The 23,275-nt window shown below is 46.7% G+C and carries 26 protein-coding genes; 6 read left to right on the top strand and 20 right to left on the bottom strand.

Going from position 1 to position 23,275, the window contains the following annotated elements; all coding sequences use genetic code 11:
• On the top strand, positions 1 to 824 hold an 824-nt coding region (locus tag F6Q11_RS06440), incomplete at its 5' end, for a DMT family transporter (RefSeq protein ID WP_297027440.1).
• On the opposite strand, the gene F6Q11_RS06445 is transcribed toward F6Q11_RS06440, so the two are convergent.
• The 3 genes from F6Q11_RS06445 to F6Q11_RS06455 all read right to left on the bottom strand — a co-directional run bounded on the left by F6Q11_RS06445 (position 817) and on the right by F6Q11_RS06455 (position 2,330).
• Complete coding sequence (locus F6Q11_RS06445) at positions 817 to 1,404, bottom strand: N-glycosylase/DNA lyase (protein ID WP_297027443.1); 588 nt, start codon at positions 1,402 to 1,404, stop codon at positions 817 to 819. The genes F6Q11_RS06440 and F6Q11_RS06445 overlap by 8 nt on opposite strands.
• A 34-nt stretch (positions 1,405 to 1,438) precedes the next feature.
• On the bottom strand, positions 1,439 to 2,056 hold the full coding sequence (locus F6Q11_RS06450; protein WP_010900440.1) for a superoxide dismutase: 618 nt from the start codon (positions 2,054 to 2,056) through the stop codon (positions 1,439 to 1,441).
• A 76-nt stretch (positions 2,057 to 2,132) separates the two neighbouring features.
• Entirely contained in the window at positions 2,133 to 2,330 is a 198-nt protein-coding gene (locus F6Q11_RS06455) for a nucleotide-binding protein (protein ID WP_297027446.1), read from the bottom strand.
• A gap of 172 nt (positions 2,331 to 2,502) precedes the next feature.
• Here F6Q11_RS06455 and F6Q11_RS06460 point away from each other — a divergent pair, with 172 nt between their 5' ends.
• On the top strand, positions 2,503 to 3,441 hold the full coding sequence (locus F6Q11_RS06460; protein WP_297027448.1) for an NAD-dependent epimerase/dehydratase family protein: 939 nt from the start codon (positions 2,503 to 2,505) through the stop codon (positions 3,439 to 3,441).
• A 61-nt stretch (positions 3,442 to 3,502) separates the two neighbouring features.
• Here F6Q11_RS06460 and gcvT read toward each other — a convergent pair whose 3' ends face one another.
• The 12 genes from gcvT to F6Q11_RS06520 all read right to left on the bottom strand — a co-directional run bounded on the left by gcvT (position 3,503) and on the right by F6Q11_RS06520 (position 14,159).
• On the bottom strand, positions 3,503 to 4,582 hold the full coding sequence (gene gcvT, locus F6Q11_RS06465) for a glycine cleavage system aminomethyltransferase GcvT (protein WP_297027451.1): 1,080 nt from the start codon (positions 4,580 to 4,582) through the stop codon (positions 3,503 to 3,505).
• A gap of 4 nt (positions 4,583 to 4,586) precedes the next feature.
• A complete protein-coding gene (pdxT, locus tag F6Q11_RS06470) occupies positions 4,587 to 5,198 on the bottom strand; it encodes a pyridoxal 5'-phosphate synthase glutaminase subunit PdxT (RefSeq protein WP_297027454.1) in 612 nt (203 codons plus the stop codon).
• Positions 5,199 to 5,266: 68 nt separating this feature from the next.
• A complete protein-coding gene (locus F6Q11_RS06475) occupies positions 5,267 to 7,198 on the bottom strand; it encodes a V-type ATP synthase subunit I (RefSeq protein ID WP_297027456.1) in 1,932 nt (643 codons plus the stop codon).
• Position 7,199: 1 nt separating this feature from the next.
• Positions 7,200 to 7,520 (bottom strand): hypothetical protein, encoded by a 321-nt coding sequence (locus tag F6Q11_RS06480; RefSeq protein WP_297027459.1) that lies wholly within the window; start codon positions 7,518 to 7,520, stop codon positions 7,200 to 7,202.
• A 5-nt stretch (positions 7,521 to 7,525) separates the two neighbouring features.
• Entirely contained in the window at positions 7,526 to 7,696 is a 171-nt protein-coding gene (locus tag F6Q11_RS06485; RefSeq protein WP_297027461.1) for a hypothetical protein, read from the bottom strand.
• Positions 7,689 to 8,312 (bottom strand): V-type ATP synthase subunit D, encoded by a 624-nt coding sequence (locus F6Q11_RS06490; RefSeq protein ID WP_297027464.1) that lies wholly within the window; start codon positions 8,310 to 8,312, stop codon positions 7,689 to 7,691. Before F6Q11_RS06490 ends, F6Q11_RS06485 begins: the two co-directional genes overlap by 8 nt.
• A gap of 2 nt (positions 8,313 to 8,314) precedes the next feature.
• The gene (locus F6Q11_RS06495) at positions 8,315 to 9,697 is read right to left on the bottom strand and encodes a V-type ATP synthase subunit B (protein ID WP_297027500.1); all 1,383 of its coding nucleotides are present in this window, start codon (positions 9,695 to 9,697) and stop codon (positions 8,315 to 8,317) included.
• Entirely contained in the window at positions 9,678 to 11,972 is a 2,295-nt protein-coding gene (locus tag F6Q11_RS06500; protein WP_297027467.1) for a V-type ATP synthase subunit A, read from the bottom strand. The genes F6Q11_RS06495 and F6Q11_RS06500 overlap by 20 nt, the downstream gene beginning before the upstream one ends.
• A 9-nt stretch (positions 11,973 to 11,981) precedes the next feature.
• Complete coding sequence (locus F6Q11_RS06505; RefSeq protein ID WP_297027469.1) at positions 11,982 to 12,296, bottom strand: V-type ATP synthase subunit F; 315 nt, start codon at positions 12,294 to 12,296, stop codon at positions 11,982 to 11,984.
• Positions 12,297 to 13,367 carry a V-type ATP synthase subunit C gene (locus F6Q11_RS06510; protein ID WP_297027471.1) on the bottom strand — a complete coding sequence of 357 codons (1,071 nt, stop codon included), beginning with the start codon at positions 13,365 to 13,367 and terminating at the stop codon, positions 12,297 to 12,299. It lies immediately after the preceding gene.
• A 1-nt stretch (position 13,368) separates the two neighbouring features.
• A complete protein-coding gene (locus F6Q11_RS06515) occupies positions 13,369 to 13,926 on the bottom strand; it encodes a V-type ATP synthase subunit E (protein WP_297027473.1) in 558 nt (185 codons plus the stop codon).
• A gap of 5 nt (positions 13,927 to 13,931) precedes the next feature.
• Positions 13,932 to 14,159 carry an ATPase gene (locus F6Q11_RS06520; RefSeq protein ID WP_010900427.1) on the bottom strand — a complete coding sequence of 76 codons (228 nt, stop codon included), beginning with the start codon at positions 14,157 to 14,159 and terminating at the stop codon, positions 13,932 to 13,934.
• Between the two features lie 251 nt (positions 14,160 to 14,410).
• Between F6Q11_RS06520 and F6Q11_RS06525 the strand changes: the two genes are divergently transcribed.
• Entirely contained in the window at positions 14,411 to 15,691 is a 1,281-nt protein-coding gene (locus tag F6Q11_RS06525; protein WP_297027477.1) for a serine hydroxymethyltransferase, read from the top strand.
• A gap of 224 nt (positions 15,692 to 15,915) precedes the next feature.
• The gene (locus F6Q11_RS06530) at positions 15,916 to 17,487 is read left to right on the top strand and encodes an AMP-binding protein (protein WP_297027479.1); all 1,572 of its coding nucleotides are present in this window, start codon (positions 15,916 to 15,918) and stop codon (positions 17,485 to 17,487) included.
• A gap of 16 nt (positions 17,488 to 17,503) precedes the next feature.
• On the opposite strand, the gene F6Q11_RS06535 is transcribed toward F6Q11_RS06530, so the two are convergent.
• The gene (locus F6Q11_RS06535) at positions 17,504 to 17,860 is read right to left on the bottom strand and encodes a hypothetical protein (RefSeq protein ID WP_297027482.1); all 357 of its coding nucleotides are present in this window, start codon (positions 17,858 to 17,860) and stop codon (positions 17,504 to 17,506) included.
• A 62-nt stretch (positions 17,861 to 17,922) separates the two neighbouring features.
• Here F6Q11_RS06535 and F6Q11_RS06540 point away from each other — a divergent pair, with 62 nt between their 5' ends.
• Positions 17,923 to 18,705 (top strand): exodeoxyribonuclease III, encoded by a 783-nt coding sequence (locus tag F6Q11_RS06540; RefSeq protein WP_297027484.1) that lies wholly within the window; start codon positions 17,923 to 17,925, stop codon positions 18,703 to 18,705.
• 132 nt (positions 18,706 to 18,837) lie between these two features.
• Here the strand turns inward: F6Q11_RS06540 and F6Q11_RS06545 are convergent, their stop codons facing one another.
• The 3 genes from F6Q11_RS06545 to F6Q11_RS06555 are packed head-to-tail and all read right to left on the bottom strand — an operon-like array spanning position 18,838 to position 20,409.
• Positions 18,838 to 19,428, bottom strand: a complete 591-nt coding sequence (locus F6Q11_RS06545; RefSeq protein ID WP_297027486.1) for a rusticyanin — start codon at positions 19,426 to 19,428, stop codon at positions 18,838 to 18,840.
• A 7-nt stretch (positions 19,429 to 19,435) separates the two neighbouring features.
• Complete coding sequence (locus F6Q11_RS06550) at positions 19,436 to 19,795, bottom strand: SHOCT domain-containing protein (protein ID WP_297027489.1); 360 nt, start codon at positions 19,793 to 19,795, stop codon at positions 19,436 to 19,438.
• A 56-nt stretch (positions 19,796 to 19,851) separates the two neighbouring features.
• Complete coding sequence (locus tag F6Q11_RS06555) at positions 19,852 to 20,409, bottom strand: MarR family transcriptional regulator (RefSeq protein WP_297027492.1); 558 nt, start codon at positions 20,407 to 20,409, stop codon at positions 19,852 to 19,854.
• A 404-nt stretch (positions 20,410 to 20,813) separates the two neighbouring features.
• Between F6Q11_RS06555 and F6Q11_RS06560 the strand changes: the two genes are divergently transcribed.
• Positions 20,814 to 21,497: a hypothetical protein gene (locus tag F6Q11_RS06560; RefSeq protein WP_297027494.1), complete on the top strand. Its 684-nt coding sequence runs from the start codon at positions 20,814 to 20,816 to the stop codon at positions 21,495 to 21,497.
• 102 nt (positions 21,498 to 21,599) lie between these two features.
• On the opposite strand, the gene F6Q11_RS06565 is transcribed toward F6Q11_RS06560, so the two are convergent.
• On the bottom strand, positions 21,600 to 22,166 hold the full coding sequence (locus F6Q11_RS06565; protein ID WP_297027497.1) for a hypothetical protein: 567 nt from the start codon (positions 22,164 to 22,166) through the stop codon (positions 21,600 to 21,602).
• Positions 22,167 to 23,275: the final 1,109 nt, after the last annotated feature.

Genomic DNA, 23,275 nt, shown 5'->3' on the forward strand with positions numbered 1-23,275 from the left:
CCGTTTTCTGGGGCCTTGTACCCGTAGTATCCATACTTGTAGGTTTTCCATCGCCTGTATTCGTCTTCTTCAGAGTGCTCATATCCCTGTTGTTCTTCTACGCTATATACCGTGGAAAACTGAGGATGCGTGATCTGACCAGATGGCCAGTGCTTTTCTCCGGTATACTACTGGGGGTGAACTGGATATCTTTCTTCTACGCGGTGAGCATCATGCCGGTATCAATGGCCGTTGTGCTTTACTATTCTGGTCCTGCAATAGCCATATATCTTAGTTTCCTGATAGGAGAGAGACCAAATAGGCTTGCAATGGCCGGTGGCTCTTTCTCCTTCGCAGCCATGGCCATAATGTTCATGCAGTCGCTTCATGTCAACCTTGCCGGATTTTCTATCGCCCTCATATCCGGGGTTAGCTATGCGATGATCGCATTGGTGTCGAGAAAAGCCGTTGATCATGTGAGATCATCGGATCTGGTGATTTACCAGACGATAATAGTTCTGGTCATGACGGCTCCATTCCTGGCCATGATGAGATTCAGTATGAGCTATGTGAAACTTTCTCTCCTGATCTTTGCCGGGATCTTTCAGACAGGTATTGCGCTGCTGCTGTGGTATGACTCGCAGAGGAGGATAGGCGTGCAGACCGCATCCGTTTTGAGCTACCTGGATCCAGTTTTCGCTGTCATCTTTGCCTTACTGATACTTGGGCAGAGGCCAGACATGCTCACCGTTATCTCAATATCGATGATACTCGCTTCCGGCTTTGCCGTATCCTTCGCAAATATACGAGCGTCAAGAAAAATCTTGGAGAATAAGGTCACTTGATTATCGTGCCAGTCTCCTTGTACCAGATGAACAGATCCAGTACACCGGGTTCTATTCCAAAACCTGCCGATATTTCCTTGAATATCCCCTCGTTGTACAGGTAGTTCTTCCTGCTTGTGTTCTTCTTCACAGGATAGTACTGGGACATCCACCTCATTATGTGCTTGTCAAGTATTGCAAAATCAGATATGCCGACATTTCTCATAAAATGCGATGCTTCCTTGTATCCTATGCCATAGACGTTATCAACGAGATAATCCCTTGAACCCGCATGGTCAGATGAGGATACTATCCATGGCAGATCGTCTATGATGGATCTTGATCTGACGATGAAATCGGATCTGACGTTGTAGAACCTGTATCTGTTCTCTTTGAGCGATCTCCGCAGATCATCCCTTGACATGTATAGGAATCCGTCGCCAATACTTTCCTGCATCCTCAAACTCATCTCAGCAGATGTATTTGCAGCGAGTATACAGAAGACCAGCTCCTTGAACAGGACTTCCCTGGAGGATCTCCCCATGGCACGGAACTCCTCCACTTTACGTGAAACTAAGGATCTTACGTTTTCGTCGTTCAAAAAAGGTATGGAAACAAGTGAATCCATAAAATTTTCAGGATTTGAAAGCCTCGTATGCTTTCTTCGCCCTGTTGAGCCTGTCGAGAACCACTGGCCAGTTCACGTTCTTCAGGAACGCGTCCAGGTAAGGCGCCCTCTTGGCTCCATAATCAACATAGTATGCGTGTTCGTACACATCCATCGTGAGTATGGCTATGGAGTTCCATATTAGTCCGACGTTGTGGGCATCAGAACCTATGTTTCTTAGCTTTCCATAGTTAAGGTCGAAGACAAGTATTGCCCATCCTCTGAAGGCTGTGCCAGTTGCCTTGAAGTCCTCAAGCCACTTCTCGTATGAACCGAAGTCCTTTGCCACGGCATCCTTGAATTCCTTTGGCACCTCGGAATGCTTCGGCGTGAGGCCCTCGAAGTAGAGCTCATGGAGCAGCGATCCGCCATAGTTGAATGTTTCCTCGAGCTTTAGAGCTCTGAATTCGCTGTAGTTCTGGTTTGCCTTGCTCCTGTCCACGTCAGGGAGCCTGCTCCATATCTCGTTCAGCTTGTTCACATATCCCTTGTAATGCACATCAAAGTGGTTGTCTATCTGCACGTCTGATATTCCTTCCAGTCCCCTTGGTTTAAGTTTTTCTTTTATCTCCCATGTCTCTGCCATTTTCACACCAATACTTTATGTATTCTTTATTTAAAAATTTTTTTAAATTTAATTATTTGTTAATAAACATTATAATTCACAGGAAGTTATCCAGAGGTATGCATTCTCTCTCGTTAGCCTTTACTGTGGAGGATTCTCTTGTACGTGAGAGCCACTCCTCGAATGATTCATCGTCCATCGTGCGGGATCTCTGGATCTCTGAGAGGCAATCTGAACAGTATAATCCTGAATAAATCGTGGATCCACAGATTATGCAGTGAAGCTTCTGTGACATGAGAATAAGCATGGCGTGGCCATAAAAATTATTTGCGGATCTACCTGAAATTACGTAGTTTTTTAACACATTATACATAGATTTTTTTCATAATTCATTAAACATCTGCCTTGTTATAAAATACAAAGGCATGCATGGCAATAACTATTATTATATCACAGATTACCTGCAGATGAAAGGAAAGCATGTGATGATAACGGGAGGTGCAGGTTTCATAGGATCAAATATGGTGGAGATGCTTCTTCAGGACAATGACGTCACGGTGATAGATAACCTCAGCATAACCGATGATAGATACATAAGGCAGTTCATGGGAATGAAGAATTTCAGATTCATAAAGGAAGATATAACTGAATCTGTCACACCAGGTGATTACGATCTTGTCGTGCACCTTGCTGCAGATTCTGATGTAAGGAATGGATCTAATGATCCGACCATAGATCTCAGATCAAATGTTGTCGGCACGGTAAACGTTCTTGAGATGATGAGAAAAAACGATGTGAAGGATCTTCTATTCGCCTCCAGTTCAACCATATATGGCGAGGCTAAGATTACACCAACACCGGAAAATTATGGGCCGCTTATGCCGATATCATCATACGGTGCTTCGAAGTTATCTGCTGAAGCTTTCATATCGTCATACTCGCATTATTACGGAATGAATGCAAAGATATTCAGGTTCGCCAATATTGTTGGAAAGAATTCCACGCATGGTGTCATATTCGATTTTATAAACAAGCTGAAGAGGAACAGCAGCGAACTGGAGGTCCTCGGGGATGGAACTCAGGCAAAGTCCTACATGCACGTAACTGATTGCATAGAGAGCATGTTCTACGTCCATGAGAAGGTGAATGGTACAGACGTATTCAACCTTGGAAATGATGATGTGACCAACGTCGATACAATTGCAAGGTATGTGATAGAAGCCATGGGACTCAAGGATACGAGGATAGTGCACAGAGGAGGATACATGGGCAGAGGATGGCCTGGTGACGTAAAATACGCCAGGATGGATGTGAAAAAGCTGAAGGAAACAGGATGGAAGAACAGATACAACAGCGATGAGGCGGTGAGGGTGGCCATAGAGGAGATCAAGAAGCAAATTTTATAAGTAATTTATATTAAATAAAATATTTAGAATAGAGGGGGAGGGGTGTATTTCCACTGCAACATCATTTCACTATCTTCGGCCTGGAGACAACAGCCCTATGATCAACAGAACGTATCTCTATCATGACCTCGGTGTTCTCCTTGGAGTAAGCCTTATCTATGTATCCAAGTGCTATGCCTTTGTTGAGAACAGGCGATATGGTGCCGCTGGTTACTGTTCCTATCCTCTTTCCATCGGCCTTTATAAGATTGCCGTTTCTTGGTATTCCATCTGAGAGTATGAATCCCCTGAATATCTCATGATCAGATTTTCTCCTCTCATCGAGCTTCTTCTTTCCTATGAAATCTCCATCGTTGTTGACTATGAATGAAACTGAAGCTTCATATGGATCCCTGTCTTCATTGAAGTCATGTCCCGAGAGCAGCATGCCCTTCTCCATCCTAAGGGTATCCCTAGCACCCAGCCCGGCAGGGAGGCCATTTCTCCTGGATATGGCTTCAAGGAGTTTTTTCCAGAGTTCTACCGCAAACTCGTTTGGAATTATGAACTCGACTCCTTTCTCTCCGGTGTAACCTGTTCCTGATATAATAATCTGATCTTTTCCTGTTATTGGATTCATATATTTACCGTTATCGTACTGGAACTTGAAGTAGCCTGGATAGGTGAAGCCCAGCTCCTTGAGGACATCCTCTGATTCAGGGCCCTGCAGCGCTATGCTTGATATTTTGTTTGAAACATTTTCGATTCTGACGTCGTATCCCTTTGAATGATCCGTCACCCATCTGTATATCTTCTCCGTTGTTCCAGCGTTCGGAACGAAGAAGTATGAATCCTCTCCCATCCTGTATACTATGGTATCATCTATCATCAACCCATCTTCATTCAGGAATGCGGTGTATACGCACTCTCCTGACTTCAGATTGCTTACCTTTGTCGGAAACATGTGGTCAAGGAATGCAGAAGCATCCTTTCCTTTGACTGTTATGTCTCCCATGTGCGAGACATCGAAGATACCGACATGCCTTCTCACAGCCATGTGCTCCTCTATTATGCTCCTGTAGTAAAGCGGCATATCCCAGCCGTTGAATTCCGTGAACTTGGCGTTAAGCTTTGCATGCTCATCATAAAGAACAGTCCTCATACCATCACCTTTTCATTTCTGCAGTGGAAATGTACCCCCCTCTCCCCCATACCATGTTGACAAAGTATTCATGCACCCTTGTGTCCCCCGTGAGTTCAGGGTGAAACGTCATTCCCAAGACGTTGTTCTGCCTGACTATCACCGGTCTCCCGTCCAGCGTGCCCAGCACCTCTGACCTTCCTGGATCCTCTATCACAGGTGCCCTTATGAATACAGCCGGGAAATTGCCTATGCCGTTGATATCGATATCAGTTTCAAATGACATCACCTGTCTTCCATAGGCATTCCTCCTTATCGTGACATCAAGGAGGCCCATTCCCTTCACCCTGTCATCGTTCGTGTTCTTTGATACGAGTATGAGGCCAGCGCACGTTGCCATTATCGGCATGCCCTCAGAAGACCTCTCCATTATCCTGCTGTACAGCCCGTATTCCACGCTGAGTTTGTATATTGTTGTGCTCTCCCCTCCAGGTATTATCAACCCGTTGACGCTGTCTAGATCGCTGGCCCTGCGGATATGTACTGCCTTGAGATCCCTGACCCTTCTGGAGATCCTCTTCAGCATATCGATATGTTCCTGCACATCCCCCTGGAAACCCAGAACTCCTATGTTCATCTGCCACCACCTTCAAAAGGGGAAAAAGAAGGTATCATCATGTTTGTATCGTTTCCATGCTTAAACGTTTATCTCACTTTTTCTAGATCGATTCCGTTCTCCGTGTATTTCCTCTGGCTTTTGAACGGCCTGAACATCCTGCCATTGCCATGGTAGAACTTTGAGAAGAACTCGACGTATATCAGCCTTGCACCCTGTATACCGGGCTCGAACACCGCAAGTATGAGGTTGAACATCTGACCGAATATCAGGATCACAACACCGGCGATTGCGAGGCCTATTGAATGCGAAACTATGCTCCTCATGAACACCAGGTCTATTATCTCAGCTATTACGACGCTTGCGATCAGTATGCCGACGAGCCTCAGATACGATAGTATGTGACTTATTATTGATGGCATCTCTATGAATCCCTGCGACTTCTCCTTTATGGCTATCAGCGGTATCCCGATAACTATCAGCGCAACTGCGATCATGTTGGATATGCCGGTCTTAACGCTGAACGTGAGATCGTGGTGTATAAGGTTGAGGCCGATCGTCGCTATTCCAACAGCGAAGAACAGCCATCCGAGCCTGTCCATTGCGCCTTTCACATCCTTCATCCAGAGATCCTCTATGAATCCGAGTATGAAACCGAACACCACCATGCCCAGGCCTATGTAGCCGGCGATCAGCATCAGCTTTGGAAGCACCGCATAGACATGGAACACGGTGAATGGCAGAATGGCGAATCCGAAGAACTGGTTGAACAGTATGCCGGCTATCATGGCTACTATCGACGAGGGTATCAGGGCCTTTGCCAGGATCTTCAGGGACTGCGGGGACATTATCATCAGCACGAACCTGCTTATCACCCTTGGTATGTGGCTCTTTGCGGGCGGATGGTCCACGCGGTGTATTATGAAGAGGGACAGAAGCAGTATGGCAAGGCCGTAGCCCCAGTCTCCGACCATGAGCCCGAAGAAAACAGGGAAAACGAGCGCAAATATCAGCGTTGGATCGTATTCCGTCCCCTCTGGAAGGGAATAGAATTTGATGAAGAATTCGAAGAGCGAGATCCTCCTTGGGTTCCTGAGCAGTGTTGGCGGTATCTCATCAGTCTTCACCCTGCTTATTATGCAGCTGTTCGCCGTAACCCTGTTTATGGTATCGCTTACCCTGCCGTAGGAATCTGCCGGTATCCACCCCTCGACCGCGAATGTGTATTCAGTCCCCTTGAGCTTGTCCTCAACCTCGATCTTCTTGGCCTCTATCTCAAGGGCCTCCCTTATCTGTGCTATCCTTTCGTAGTACTTGTCAGATAAATCGCCGAGATGCCTTGTTATTCCCTGCATAGCCTGTTCAAGCTTTTTCCTCTCCTCCTGCAGCATCGATATTACATCATCAGGCTTTCCCTTCACGTTCGGTATGTGTATGAGCCTCACTCCAATTGAGTTCGCGATCCTGCTGAGATCCTGCGTCCTATCCTCAGCAACTGTTATTATGAATGCATTCTTCAGCGGTATTATTTCAGCATCCAGCGTGGAGAAGGCCTTCGTATCGATGTCCCTGTCTGGTATTATGTAAGATTCAAAGTGCTTGCCGTTGAATATGGACACATCGAAATCATATCCTTTCATATACTCAAGCGCTGCCAGCCTGCTGTCTATGTCCTTAATCGCGGCTGCGATGTCATTCTCCTTCGTAACCGCTATGCGCACGTCCTCATCTATGTTTATCTTTGAGGCCTCGCTGAGTATATCAGAGAGGGAGGAAAACCTTGCCCTCGTGGATACTGGCCTCTTCGGAAGGATATTCTCGTAACCGCGGAACTTCTGGAGATAGTCCATGACCGTCTTGGCCTGTTCCGAGATCCTTCCCGGTGAGAGAAGCCTGTCGACATCCTCCCTTATCTCCTCTATCTGCATGACACCGAGGTCATGCAATGCCGATATAACGGCATCCCTGTAGGAATAGGGGGCTATGATCCTTATCTTCTCCATTCTGACTGGTCTCAGCATACTACTCCTCTAGATACTGCATTATGATATCCAGAAGCATCTTCTGCAGGTCGCTTTCCTTCAGGCTGAGGTTCATCGATGCTGATCTTTCCTTTGCGCTCTCTATTATGGCGGCTGCCTTTTCCTCAGCCTCCTTTCTCCTTGACTCGAGGTACTCCTGATACCTGGATTTGAGTTCGCCCTCTGTTTTCTCTATGTCCAGAGATTCCTTTTCCATGGCTTCCCTGACCAGTTTCTCCTGCTCCTGCTTGAACTGTTCGATTTCCTCATCAGCACTCGTTTCCTTCTCCTTTATGATCTTGATTGTCTCAACATCGTCCATAAGCATCAGCTCCACACAAGCACCAAGATAAGGGCAGCAACTGCCACATTGAAGATCATGATCAGGTTCCTTATCACTATGAACTTCCTGATCAGCCTGGGATCCTTTGCCCTGGTAATATCGAAATTCTTCACATATTTCTTGGTTCCTATATCGAACCATGGGTTCCTAATCATTCTCGGCCTCTATCTTCTTCTTGATCGTCTTGAGCGTCGTGAAGGTGTCCCTCTCCCTCTCGTCCAGCATCATCTTTATGGTCTTTGCCTGGTACTCCAGCCTTGGAATCAGTATATTTTCTATTGCGTTGCTCCTCCTCTTGGTCCTGTCTATCTCCATGAGCAGGTTTCTCAGTGAATTCTCCTTCTCAACGATGAGTATCAGGTCATAGAAGAGCTTCTGGAACCTTCTTATGGAATCGTCTATCGCAACAGGGACGGAAACGGTACGGTAAACATCAGAGAGTATTGAGAGGCTGTAAGATACGTCCAGCGTTGGTATGTTAACGCCCATGACATTCCTGGAGTTGACGTTGATCCTGGAGTCGCTGGACATGTTCGCTATCCGCTCGAGTGCCAGGGAACCCTCCAGAACGCTCGCAACCTTTATCACGTTCAGGGCATCTACAACCTCCTTCCGGAGGTTCTCCTTCATACCTCTTATAGTCCTGCTTATCTGGAGGAACTCGTATATGAGGGCAGATCTCTTCATCTTTAGGAGATCCAGGCCCTTCTTCGCTAGCCTTATCCTCCTCCTGGTCCGTATCAGTTCTATCCTTGTTGGCCTTATATCCATGTTCACTCCTTTTTCCATTTTCCGTATTTCTGGATGTGATCCGGCTTGACCCTCTTCATATCCTGAACAGGCAGATCGGCAAGCAGTTCCCAGCCAAGGTTGAGCGTATCCTCTATGGATCGATCCTCGAAGAAGCCCTGCTTTAGGTACCTTGACTCGAAAGTATCAGCGAAGTGCAGGTACTTCCTGTCATTCTGGCTCAGGGCCTCCTCTCCAACTATTGCCGTCAGAGACCTCAGATCCTTTCCGGATGCGTATGCGGCATAGAGCTGGTCAGCAAGGCCCCTGTGGTCCTCCCTTGTTCTTCCCTTGCCTATGCCCTGGTTCATCAGCCTCGAAAGCGATAGCAGAACATCTATGCCAGGGTACATGTCCTTCCTGTTAAGATCCCTTGATATCACTATCTGTCCCTCTGTTATGTATCCTGTCAGGTCAGGCACCGGGTGGGTTATGTCGTCTCCTGGCATCGTAAGTATTGGTATCTGCGTTATGGATCCGCTGTTTCCCTTCAGCTTCCCAGCCCTCTCGTATATTGTGCTGAGATCCGTGTACATGTATCCTGGATAACCCCTCCTTCCCGGCACCTCTTCCCTCGCCGCTGATATCTCACGGAGGGCTTCGCAGTAGTTCGTCATGTCGGTCAGTATGACCAGTATATGCATGCCCTTCTGGAACGCCAGGTACTCGGCCGTGGTCAGCGCTATCCTCGGGAGTATTATCCTCTCCATCGAAGGATCCGATGACAGGTTAAGGAACATCACGGATCTTGAAAGAGCTCCTGTTTCCCTGAACTGGTTTGTGAAGTAGTTGGCTTCTTCGCTTGTTATGCCCATGGCTCCGAATACAACCGCGAAGTTCTCAGATGAATCCAGAACCTTCGCCTGCCTGGCTATCTGTGCGGCCAGCTGGTTGTGCGGCAGTCCAGAACCAGAGAATATTGGAAGCTTCTGCCCTCTCACCAGCGTGTTCATTCCGTCTATTGCAGATATGCCTGTCTCTATGAACTCAGATGGCTCCTCCCTCGAGTACGGGTTTATGGCATTGCTGGTGATCTCCATTCTCTCCTTGGCTATTATCTCTGGACCACCATCTATGGGTTCGCCTATACCATTGAATACCCTTCCAAGCATGTCCTCAGATATGGGCAGCCTGGCGGTCTCGCCCCTGAATTTCACCATCGTGCCCTGCGTCCCTATGCCTGTTGTTGCACCGAATATCTGCACGATGGCGAGCCCCTTCCTCGTATCGAGAACCTGCCCCTGCCTCGTCTCGCCGTTCTCCAGCTCTATGTCCACCATCTCATTGTACGCAGCATTTGGAACGTTCTCAACGAAGAGCAGGGGGCCGCTTATCTGTGAAACTGATTTATAGGTTAACTTCGGCATTCTTCTCACCAATGAAATTTCCATACTCCTTGTGTATCTCCTCAATCAGATCCTCATAATAGGATTCTACCTGAGATTCAGGGACTATCTTCATCCTTGACAGTTTCTCCCTCACAGCCAGTGAGGCGAGGTTGTCCATGGTTGCCCCAGAATCAAGCGCTTTGTTCTGGTACGCATCTATCTCCATGATCGCCTTCAGCATCAGGTACTGTTTCTTTAGAGAACAGTACGCATCGATCTCATCGAAAGCGCTCTGCTGCAGGAAGTCCTCCCTGATTATCCTTGCGACATCGAGTATGGATTTCTCCTTCTCCGGCATGGCATCATAGCCGACAAGCTGTGCAACCTCCTGCAGCTCACTTTCACGCTGGAGAATCTCCATTGCTCTTTCCCTCAGCGCTGACCATTCGGCTGAAACATTCTTGTCGTACCATCCTTTCAGATCCTCTGTGTAAAGGGAATAACTGTTCAGCCAGTTTATGGACGGGAAGTGCCTTCTGTTCGCCAGAGCTGCGTCAAGCGCCCAGAAAACCCTGGTAACACGCAGCGTGTTCTGCGAAACAGGCTCAGATATATCACCGCCAGGAGGTGATACGGCACCGATAACGGTGATGGATCCATACCTTTCATCTGGAGATATGAGCCGCGCCCTTCCGGATCTTTCATAGAACTCAGATACCCTCCTGCCAAGGTATGCTGGATATCCCTCCTCACCAGGCATCTCCTCCAGCCTCCCGGATATCTCCCTGAGAGCCTCAGCCCAGCGGGATGTGCTGTCTGCCATCAGTGCCACATCGTATCCCATATCCCTGTAATACTCGGCTATTGTTATGCCCGTGTATATGCTTGCCTCCCTGGCCGCAACGGGCATATTCGATGTGTTTGCTATTAGCACCGTTCTGTCCATCAGGGGCTGGCCTGTATTCGGGTCCTTGAGCTCCGGGAATGTGGTCAGTATCTCAGTCATCTCGTTTCCGCGTTCACCGCAGCCTATGTACACGACTATATTTGCATCGCTCCATTTTGCCAGCTGGTGCTGTATGACGGTGTTGTGAAGTACGATGAGGCCATTTCCGCCTATGAAGTTGTATCCATAGTCTGGAACCATGAGATCGTAGACGTCGAATGAACCGTAGACCGTCTCCATGGCCTTAACCCTGTCGAATGCCAGGGTCATTACGCTGGTAACGGTCTGCGAATCCTCGTTATCGTGAATTGCCGCACATGCGATCTCATCACCCTCCTGTATATCAGAGGATTGCTTCTCAACAACGGCAGTTCCAGACCTGACGAACAATCTGTGCACAGGCGTGACGCGTACTCTGCGCCCGCCTTCTGTCATAACCGTGACGAGTGCGTTGCTCCTGCCATGATATAAGGCATATGAAACGCTCTCGACAATATCCGATCCAACCATTGAATATATATGCAGGGGTTCCTTCAGCCTTACTATCTCCTCGTCATTGCCGATCTCGACCTCATTATCGGGATTGAGAAGCGCTTCCTTGAAGATCTCGTCTATCCTCTTCTCCCCATCGACCAGCAGCACAGGCGTGTCTCCAGAAACGCACTTCCCGCTGCCGAACGGTCCTGGCACAGCTGCCGTGCCGCCCTTTGCCACTGGAAACAGGGCATCTATCACCCTCTGGCCGGTTACCAGCGGTATCTCCGGAGGAAGCTTTCTCTGGACCCTTCTGGCCTTCCTCACAGGCCATGTGGTCATCATGCGTACATCGTAGTTCTTACCATTTCCGGATATAGTGGCTATGACATCCTCTACCCTGTGATCGCCATCGGCTATGCTCGTAACCTTCCCCGATATCCCTTCTGGAACCATTATCCTGTGCGTTATGAGTGATGTTTCCTGAACTGTACCAAGGATCTGGCCTGGACCGACGCTGTCTCCCTTCTTCACTGCCGGAATGAATTCCCATCTCTTCTCCCTGTCCAGGGCAGGGGGGTTCAGACCGCGGGCTATGAAATCGCCGGAGGTGTTCTTTATGACGTCAAGCGGCCTCTGTATGCCATCGTATATGGATTTTAAGATGCCGGGGCCAAGCTCAACCGAGAGCGGCCTTCCCGTATTCTCTACCTTCTCGTCCGGCCTTATTCCTGCGGTATCCTCATAGACCTGTATCGTGGATCTGTTTCCCTCTATCTTTATTATCTCCCCTATCAGGCCCATCTCCCCGACCTTAACCACGTCATACATCTTGACGTCTTCAACATCCTCTGCCACAACTACTGGACCTGAAATCCTGATTATCTTTCCCATACATTCACCTCAAACATTTCCTATATCTATGCCAAGTATCCTCTTCGCCATCTCCTCTATCGTTTCCTCCTCCCTGACGCCAGGAAGAGGTATGAAGACAACGAGAGGCCTTGAAGAGATCTCGACGCTCCTCAGCGTCCTCTTATCCATAAGATTCTTAACATTCTCGGAGACGATTATTATGTTGCACTGAGGGTTCTCGAATACTTCGAGGAATTTCTTCAGAAGATCCTTGCCCTCAGCTATTACGGTATGCTGTATCCCAAGAAGCCTGAACCCGAGGACTATATCCCTTTCACCAATGACCGTTATGCAGCTCTCCAATCAAACCATCTCCGTTATGAGTAAGCTCTCTGTGATCTCCCTCGGCATCCCGTTGACCCTTGAAAGGTATATCGTCCTGAGGTTGTGCCTCTCAAACTCGCTTCTAAGCATGAAATAAAACAGGCTATCGAGAGACAGCGGCAGCATGGACATGGTATCGAGGTATCTCCTTGCAATGATGTTCCTCATCGCAATATCGAAATGATACAGATTCCCGGTCTCCATGTAGTTCTTTTTTGGTACCTCAAGATCGTAATACTGCTTCAGCGCATCCACTACAGAGACCACGTCCTGCGATGAATATATCTCACGGAGTCTGCTCGCCCCTATGTTGCCGCCATCTATGATACCCGAAGCCATCCTTTCAAACGCTATCTTCAGGACCTTGCCCTTGAGCATGGTCACTATGTTCTGGCGGTCTATGTCTGATCGCACATAATTTAGAACCGGGCCCTCATCTCCCCTGTAATACTTCAGTGCGGATATGAGGTTGAGGTAGTAATACCGATCCAGTGAATAGAGCATGGGAGATATGTCGCCGGTCTTCCTGTAGTCCTCAAGGAACTGCATCATGTACGTGCCGTATCCGAACCTTGCAAGGTAGTTGAGTATTGCCTCTACGTTGGGCAGATTTATCATGTTCCTATAGTCCTCGCTTGTGAGCGTACCGCTCATTATGCCGAGAGGAACATCGCGGAAACTCACAAGGAATGGCTCAGCATCCCTGATGCCATGGCCCAGGAACTTTGCCGATATAACCGTCTTTATGTTCTCTATATCCCATTTGCTCAGGTATGCCATTACGGCATTCTTTGCAAGGGGAGGGACAGAAAACATAACGAGGCGGTTGTTCCTGACCATATGCCTGTTTATGGCCATCTCGGTCAGATCCGGATCCTTGAACACGGCGGCGAGGCTATCATAATCCTCCCTGTAGGGCCCATTATATAGAAAGGCCGATACATCCTTCGGATCGGTCATGGAAAGCAGCTGGTCTATCTGCTGCCTGCTGAAGAACTCTGTCTGGTAAACACGCAGCCTTCCATAGGATCCTATATAGGTTGAATCCATCTCAGCCCTCTATCATGGAATAAAGGCGTACCTTGAAGCGTTCAAGAATTTCGTTCTCGATCCGTGATATCCTCAGATCGAGTTCCACCTTTCCGTCCCTGGAGGTTGCAAGTACGCCGCCATATGGATCTATATCCTCAAATAGGATGTTTGCATCCGAAATACGTCCTCTATCCGCCTTGTTGACCTTGATTATGCAGTCAGGGCCAAGCGCCTTCCTGGATACATCAACCATCTTCTTCAGGATTTCGCCGTATTCCTTTGTCTCAGCTAAATTCTTGATCCATTCGTCCGCCTTGGCGCCATACTGATCCAGGACCTCCTGAACGCGCATCCTTATGATGTTCCTTGCCTCCACGTTCGCCCTGTCTATTATGGAGCTGTACAGCCTTTCTCCTTCCTCCCTCATCCTGTTTTCGTATTCCCTCTGCAGCGACTGGATCTTTTCCTCCTTTTCCCTTTCGATCTTCGCGGTTTCCTGCGACGCTGCATCCGCTATCTGCTTCTTTTTCTCTTCCTTATCTCGTTCGATATCCTTCAGGACTTCTTCGAGGGACATAGAGATCAGATAATGTGGAGCAGCAGTATGATACCCAGAGCAAGACCTATGACCCAGAGTGTCTCAGGTATAACGAAGAAGAACAGGACCTGGCCGAACTTTTCGGGCTTTTCTGCGATTATACCCATACCCGCGGCACCTATTCCCTGCTGGGCCATGCCGGTACCTATCAAGCCGCCAGCGATGGAGATTGATGCCGCAATAGCTAGGAGAGCATCCACTGTAGTTACCATTAATACACCCAATCGGTCATTTTCGAAGCATATATAAAAGTAACCATTTGTATATTCGCTGCAGAACTCATTATTCTGTATAGAAAATACAAGAAAAAATTGTTATCCGACATCCGTTATTGCAGTATTTAAATGATATGTCGCATTCATGCCAATTATTTAAATATCTTGATTATTAATTGGATCTGACAATTGCTTTCAGTCAGCGGATGAGATAAAAAGTGTATTTAACAAGTCAGCGATCCAATAATATGTCCTATGAAGACGCCCAGTACATAAGGGAAATGGCGATGAAGCACAGCGAGATGTTCGGGGACGGCATCGCGCTTATAGCCTCAGAAAACGTGATGAGCCCGCTTGCAAAGGAGGTCATGATAAGCGATCTTGAATCCAGGTATGCCGAGGGGCTGCCCCATCACAGGTATTACCAGGGCAATTATTACGTCGATCTGATAGAGGACAGGACCAATGAGCTGCTCTCAAAGCTGTTCAGAACCAGCCAGACAGATCCGAGGCCCATATCCGGAACAAACGCCAACTCAGCGGCAATATACGCACTGGCCGGTCCGGGAGACCTTGTGGCCACACCCTCCCTCTCAGGAGGAGGCCACATAAGTGCGGCGGAGTTCGGCATCCTTGGCATGAGATCTGTAAGGACGATAAATTACCCCTACGATAGCGACACGATGACCATCGATCCTGACCAGGCATCGAAGATGATAATCAGGGAGAAGCCGAAGGTCTGCCTCTTCGGCCAGTCCGTCTTCATGTTCCCTGCACCGCTGAAGGAGATGTCAGAGGCGTTTCATGAGGCTGGATGCAAGGTATGGTACGACGGTGCGCATGTACTCGGCCTCATAGCCGGCGGCAGGTTCCAGGACCCGCTCAGGGAAGGCGCCGATATAGTTACGGGGAGCACGCATAAAACATTCCCGGGACCTCAGCATGGCGTTATACTCGGAAACACCGATGACGAAACATGGAAGGCTGTGAGGCGCGCGGTTTTCCCCGGAGTCCTGAGCAATCACCATCTGAATGCAATGGCGGCTCTGGGTGTAACGGCCGCAGAAGAACTGGAATTCGGAAAGAAGTATGCCGATGATATAATATCAAATGCAAAGACCCTGGCAGAAGAGCTTTATTCCAATGGTTTTAACGTGCTGGCCGAGAAGAGAGGCTTTACGGAATCCCACACCATGGCCGTTGATGTGAGCAAGAACGGAGGCGGCAGATACGTGGCAGAAACGCTGGAGAAGTGCGGCATAATACTCAACAAGAACCTGCTTCCGTGGGATGACAACAAGAAATCGCAGAACCCGAGCGGCATCAGGATTGGAGTGCAGGAGGCAACACGCGTTGGCATGGGCAAATCAGAGATGAAGGAGATAGCTTCCCTCATAACAAGAGCGATAATAAAGCACGAAGACCCAGAGAAGATCAGGACTGAAGTCAAGCAGCTTAAGTCCGGTTTCAGGGAGGTCAAGTACTGCTACGGAAAGATGGATGGATACTCATACATAAAGCTGATATAGGGACATCTGGCGATCATATGGAAACAGCTAGATCTAGGTGTTTCCAGATTAATGGCTTTTCTTCCATATTCCATTTTTTTTCAGTTTTTCCCGGATGATCCAAGGATCCATCAGTATACTGATATAACGATATACAATCTATTCTCATGCATTTGTATATAAATTTAAAGTAATACAAATCAATAATTCAAAAACATTATATATTAACTATGATTTTTCATGTCATGGGTTTCAACTTCGTTAGGGATGTCATAGAGAAGAACGACAGGAGAAAGACGGCGCTGATCGTTTCTGATGCAGATCTGAATGCCAGAAGCGAAACCTACGGCACTTTTCTTAAGAGATCCTACAGGCTTGCAAATTATCTTTACGATATGAAGGTAAGGCCGGGCAACAGGATAATGATAATGATGGAGAACTCCCTGGAGATATACCATGCGGTCACAGCATCGATTGCCATGGGCGCAGTATACGCACCGATGGCATCCATCCTGCCGGACTCGCAGATAAAGTACAGGATCGATCATCTCAGCCCTAAGATCATCTTCACAGACAATGCATCGTATGATAAGCTGAAGGGTTTCGGCGACAACGTTGTGAATCTGGAGGATCCCTCCACGAATAGGACAATAGAGGGCTATCCGGATACGTTCACCAGGTTCTACGATGATCCGGATGCGGAGCACGTGATATTCTTCACATCCGGTACCGAGGGCAATCCGAAGATGGTACTTCACAACAACACATATCCGATGGGTCACAGGACAACAGTTAAATGGCTTGACCTAAGGGCTCAGGACATTCACTGGAACATAAGCAGCCCGGGCTGGGCCAAGTGGGGATGGTCTTCCTACTACTCCCCGATGATATCCGGTTCCACGGTATTCAATATGCGCTACCGCAGGTTCGATCCGGAGATGGCGCTAAATGCGATGGAGAAGTTCCTGATCACCAGCATATGTGCGCCTCCCACTGTATGGCGCATGTTTCTTCTGCAGGACCTATCCTCCAGAAACCTGCATCTGAGAAAGGCAGCTTCAGCAGGTGAACCGCTGAATCCTGAGATCATAGACAGGATCAGGCAGTATCTTGGCGTGACTGTAAAGGATGGATACGGGCAATCTGAATCCACGCTGATGGTTGGCAACATAGAGAATCAACCGGTGAAGCCGGGATCCATGGGAAAACCGCTCGAACCTTACAGGGTGGTGATAGTGGACGATTCCGGGAACAGGCTTCCGGCCAATTCAGTAGGTCATATAGCTGTGGACATATCGCAGAGGCCAAACGGCCTTTTCAATTCGTACATGAACGATCAGGAACTTACACGCGATCGCTTCAGGAACGGCCTCTACTATACTGGAGACATGGGCTATATGGATGAAGACGGCTACCTCTGGTTCGTCTCCAGATCCGACGACGTGATAAAATCATCGGATTACAGGATCGGGCCATTCGAGGTTGAATCAGCCCTGCTCAGGCATCCAGCAGTTGCGGAATCCGCGGTCGTCGGAACTCCGGACGATATCAGGGGCAACCTGGTTAAGGCATTCGTGGTGCTGAAGTCCGGTTACAGTGCGTCCCAGGATCTTGCAAGAGAGCTGAGCATCCATGTGAGGAACCTTGTTGGCCCGCATGCGAGGCCTAAGAAGATAGAGTTCGTCAACGAACTCCCTAAGACAATAAGCGGGAAGATAATACGCAAGGAACTGCGAAAACTGGAGATGGAGAAATACAGCAGAGGCAAAAACGGCTCCGGCGGTGGACAGCCAGGTTTCGAGTTCTACGTGGATTGAAAAATATTATTTTTATTCACTCGTTTTCCCTGAAGAACGAGAAATCCAGCTCATCAACCGCCCTGTTTTTCAAGTCTGAGAGGCTCTTCAGATTTGCAGGAAGATCCTCGGACTCTGCGGGTATGTACTTTATCCTTCCACGGGACATGCCGTACGAACCAGGGCAGAGAAAACCCTCCCTTACCAGTATCGCATCAGGTTTCAGCCTGAGTATGATGCTCATGGCTATCTCCTTTCCTCCCCTCGGGTTGGCAAAACCCGGGTTCTCGTACTCCTTCATCTCCTTTGACTCGTCATCGAAAAGGATTATGGAGCTTCCCATATCCAGTGGCTGCAGGTTATTCTCATCATCAACAACTGCTGCTATCTTCATAGCCAATCATACCGTATATCAATTTAAAGTAATTGTTAATTCATCGCATAAAAAATTTTTAAATGCTGTACAATTGCATCATCAGTGTTGATATGCTTTACAGATTCATGTCATGGAACGTTAATGGTTTGAGGGCTGCAGTCAAGAACGGCGCTGTCTCGGTTCTCAAGGGCAACGATTACTTCGGTATCGCGCTTCAGGAGACGAAGGCTGATAATACGAACATACCTGAAGAGATGTACCACCTTGGCTATTACCTATACAACAATCCAGCGAAGAAGAAAGGATACAGCGGTACGATGAGCCTTGTTAAGGAAAAGCCGCTTGGCGTTTCATATGGTTTTGAAAGCGAGGAAGGAAGAATACTGAACCTTGAATTCGATAAATTCTACTTCATAAATGTTTATTTTCCCAATTCGCAGCATGGGTTAACGAGGCTTGACATGAAACTTGATTTTGATGAGAAGTTCCTTGAATATGCCAATGAATTGAGGAAGAAGAAACCGCTGATAATATGCGGAGATTTCAACGTTGCCCATGAGGAGATAGATATCGCCAGGCCGAAGGACAACGAGAACAACGCAGGCTTTACGAAGCAGGAGAGGGATTGGATGACGAAGTTCCTGAACAGCGGATACATCGATACCTACAGGTTGTTCGTTAAGGACGGTGGCCATTACTCATGGTGGTCTTACAGGTTCAACGCCAGGGCAAAGAATATAGGGTGGAGAATAGACTATTTCGTTGTGAGCGATGATGTAAAGGACAGGGTGAAGGGAGCCGATATACTGGAGAACGTTACAGGTTCAGATCACGCACCTGTGACCCTGGAAATAGATATGTGACGCATTAAACATCACGATTTCTGTTAAAACAGTTCATTTTTGAACTTAACTGCGCATATGGTGTATTGTGCGACAATGCAGGAAAATATTTTATAAAATTTAAAAATAAATTTATGCCAATCCATTTCCGGCCTACTGATCCACGGTTATCTTTCCGTACATTCCGTTTTCGGCATGCCCTGGGTATGTGCAGAGGTACCAGAACGTACCAGGCTGGGAAAACGTATATGTCAGATTGTAGTAGTAGAAATGCCCTGAACTCTGCGGCGGCAGGAAGTTCATCGACGTCATGAAGCCGTAGGATCCGAAACCCATGGATCCCATACCAGACATGTATGGATAGGGAGGACCGCGAGAGCTGATCACGAAATTGTGATACGAGTCCGTGTCTATGTTAACTACAGTGAAATGAACTGTCACGCCATCCCTGATGACCAGAGTTGGATTGAACATCCCTAGGATCTCGAAACTGTACATGCTGGGAGCATTCATCGGGCCGGCCATGACGAGCAGGTCGGTTGAACTGTTAATGTAGATGGTGGAGTCTGCAGGCGAAGCCTGAACTCCAGAATCTGTGACGTTAAGGCTTTCAAGCTGACTCTGCGTCAGGTATGGCGGCCCGTAATGAGCCCCATTGCCGTTGTAATAGTATGCTGCTGAAAAGATCAGAACGCCGACGAGGAACAGGACGCCAGCGATTCCAGCTATTTTGTATCCGTTCAATTCATGATCACTTCCTTATGTTCTCTATTATGCGTCTGTACTCTTCCTCAGTGATTTCTCCCCTTGCAAGCCTTTCCTTGGCTATCTCCTCTGCTCTGGACACACTCTCGGTGTGTTCGTACTGAACCGGGCCTCTGATTGCTTCGAGTATGAAATATATGAATATCAGGACGAGGATCACGGAGATTACTCCCATGATCGGCATTATTATACCCATGCCGTAGAAACCACCCATCATCCTGTACGGTCCGTAGTAACCATTGTAATATCGGCCTCCGAACAGTATTGATGTTATTATGGCCACAGCAGCGACTACCGCAACAAGTCCAACTAGAACCCATATGAGGTTTTCAATTCTCTTTTCCATAATGTTAAGGATGCTGGAAAAACAAATAAGCGTTGCCTGAAACATGTTTCATGAAACTATTTGGAATAGGTTTCCGTTAGGACTATCTCGTTTGTGACGCCTCTTCTCAGCCTTACGATAACTCCTTTATTCTCCAGCGAGGTAAGTGCCCTGGAAATTGATGCCTTTGAGACGTTGATCGTCCTTGCAATTTCGCTCTGGAGCATCCTGTTTCCATGTTCCTTTATTGTGTCTATAATTTGAAGCTCCAGGTCTGTGAAATATTCCGGGTTTATTTCCTGCGCGGAAGTATTAACACCGGATGCAGGGCTCATACCTTGCTTAGGTAAAACGACAGCCCTTACTTCTTTTGTTTCAGGTTGAAACAATGGGTAAAGCTTGATCAGGCCCCTCACAGAGAGAATCGAAACAGCAAGGTTCACCGCCACGATCGAGATGAAGATATAGAAGAACGGTCTGCTGACTTTATCTTCAAGGTAAACCACCATGATGAATAATGTTATGGATATGACTATGATGAGGAGTGATAGCAGTAGAGATATACCGTAGAATATTGCTGTCCTGAGAATTCTCTGCCTCTTCGCGGCATCAATATCATCAACGCCCTTCTTCATGCTTTTACATGGCATATTGTCTTCGGAATATCAAATATGCTGATGGTAAAATATCTTGTTTTTGAAAACTATAATGACAAAATACATCATGCTGCTCTCAGGCCTTGGGCATGAGATGGCAAATATTATTTATGGACTTCGCAATAAATGCTGCAATATTTCCAATATGGTGATCACAGCTGCTCCAGTTAAGCAAATCAGAAAGTAAACGCAGAAAAGCGATTGCGATAGCGACAGCTCAGGTTCTATTTCACATGGATCCGGATATTGATCCGAACCAACCGGTAGAAGCGATTGCTGCTATCCTTCATGGCAAGACTGAACCGGTTATGACCCCGTATGGCCAGACCTGCGGGGACGAGGTGGCGGAACTGATTTACAGGGAGGGCCTGGACATTGAGGAAATGAAGCACAGGATTATGCAATACAAGGATCGAAGGAGTCTGACTGTCGACAAGGAAAGAAGCTACATCAGAAACGCAATCTCAGATTATCTGTCTGATTATGCCAATTTTTCAAAGACTTATGAGAGATTGATAGATCAGATCCAGTTTTTTCCAGATATCGTACATCAGGATATTGTTCATAACATTACCATAAGCAAAGAGAATATTCATGACATCTTGAAAACACTCACTGAGAATGAAAAGGAAGATATTCTGAAGAAGGTCAATGGGAAGATCTCCAGGAGAAATTCTGAATTTAAATTGGGTGAAGAACTTGAAAGATACCTCAACAATATAGGTCAGAAATATGGAATTGACTGTGTCGTGGATGAATTTGTCCGTGAGGGAAAAGATCTATTCGGCATAAAGGTCTATATAGGAGACCGTGGAATTTTGACAGAGTTTAATGGCACGTTTGCAGAATTGAAAAAGGCACTTGCGAGAGAGCTGGAATACGAAGCGATGGACAGAGTGACCTGTAAATTCTGTGGAAGGGAAATAATAAGGTATGTGGCCCTGCACAAGCTGAAAACATGCGAATGCGGCGCAAGGATTGTTGTTACAAGCTACAGATCGACCAAAGGTAATTTGATATATTTAAGGAAAAGAATATCCTTCAGAAAGGAACACTCCATGGCTTAAACCAGTTTCGTAAACGGTAAATGCTAGACTTGAAAAAAAAGGCCAAGGATACAAACAGAAGCACACTGCCAATTTCACTGAATAATACGAGGCATAGTTTATTCAGGATATGTAACTCAATGCCCACATCATGACTATGCCGGCAGCTATGAAGAAATATCCTATGAGGCTCAAGTACCATAGCACGTCTAGGAATGTTGAGAGACCACCATGCACGCCACTGTAATTCAGGAGAGTCAGAGCTATGAACGACAGCGGTGAAGCTGCCGTAAGCACCAGATGGTGTTCCAGGATAGCCTCTTTCACGAAACCCGGTTTCCTGTACATCTTCTCCATCCTGTTCCTCTCTTCAGATCCTATTGCCAGCCTGTATATCTGACCAATGATCCATGCGAAAAAGAGGAGGATGCTGCCAAGCACGAGCATGGTATCTGCCATCATTGCTAGGTTGTAATTCCCACCATAGTTTTCTGGAGTGACGAATTGGGTCATCATCATGGATATGGAAAACAGTGTCACCACTATGGCCATGGGAGCTATGGTCCTGTACCTGCTCCATCTGTAGAAGAAATAAGCACCGTAGAGAGGTAGTATCACTATTCCGGTGAATAGCAGAATTAACGCTATTATGGAGCTTAGAGTGTCTCCAGACGATCTAGAAGACGACATTTACAATACCTCGCTGATCTCACGGGGCGCATACCTCAGCGCCTGAAGCCCTTGGCAATGGAGGCTTCAACTGATTTCCTTGGCCTAGCTCGCGATATGCGTATGTAAACAACATACGACATGCGAATGTATAAATGGTCTATAGTACGATCATTCCGTAGAACTATATGCAGGAACCCGCTGGCCTGGGATCTGCGCAGAGTGCCCTCATATCTTTCTCCGCCATATGTTTCCACAACAACATATCTGTTCAACAACATGTTCTCACTCACAATATATAGTGTATGCATGAATTAAAAATCAGAAATATGAAATATATTATTAACAAGATATTAAAGCAATAATAAAATATTGGAATAGGTATTAATTGATTTTATATAATTAATATTGTTATATAGCTCTATGTACTATCATATATTATAAAAAAGTATAGAAATATTTCGTCGTAATCGGCCGAACGTAAATCAAAAAGATTGAAAATGATAATATAAGAATAACAATATAATGACAAAATTTGCGTTATATATAATAATATATAAAAATAAATGTCTCAAAAAAACATGCAATATGTAGTTAGAAAATATACATATTCCTTACATTCGTTAGGTATATCTGCATGATGAATTTTCAAATGAATTTCGATATCCATGGTTTTAGGCGAAACACACTGTAACTGCCGTCTTTAGAAATGATGCACACGAACTGAAGATGGGTATTTAATTTAAATGCTATGGATACCCCAGCAAGTGAGTAATACTGATGATTTATTGTGATCACCAACAAGTATTTATTTGATTTCTGATGATTAAAACAATCAAATTAATATACTGCAGTGAACCGCGAGAATGTCGGTATATGCAACCGTGCTCAATGATGGATGTGGCGTTCATGACAGCAGTCAAAGATTCGTGAATGTATCTGAATGCGTCTCCTGAAGATCTGTACGAAAATAACATCATACCTCAGCAGACTTCCAATAAGGGTCTTCTGAAAAATTATTTTCCTTTTCCTCGGCAGTGGAAATTGTTAGCGCCGACATGCTTTGAAAGTCACCGGCTAAATATGGTCATATCGTTCGCAAACGCATCATCATATTTCGCATAATGAAT

Source organism: Thermoplasma sp. (assembly GCF_008709555.1).
In the GTDB taxonomy this organism is placed as follows: domain Archaea; phylum Thermoplasmatota; class Thermoplasmata; order Thermoplasmatales; family Thermoplasmataceae; genus Thermoplasma.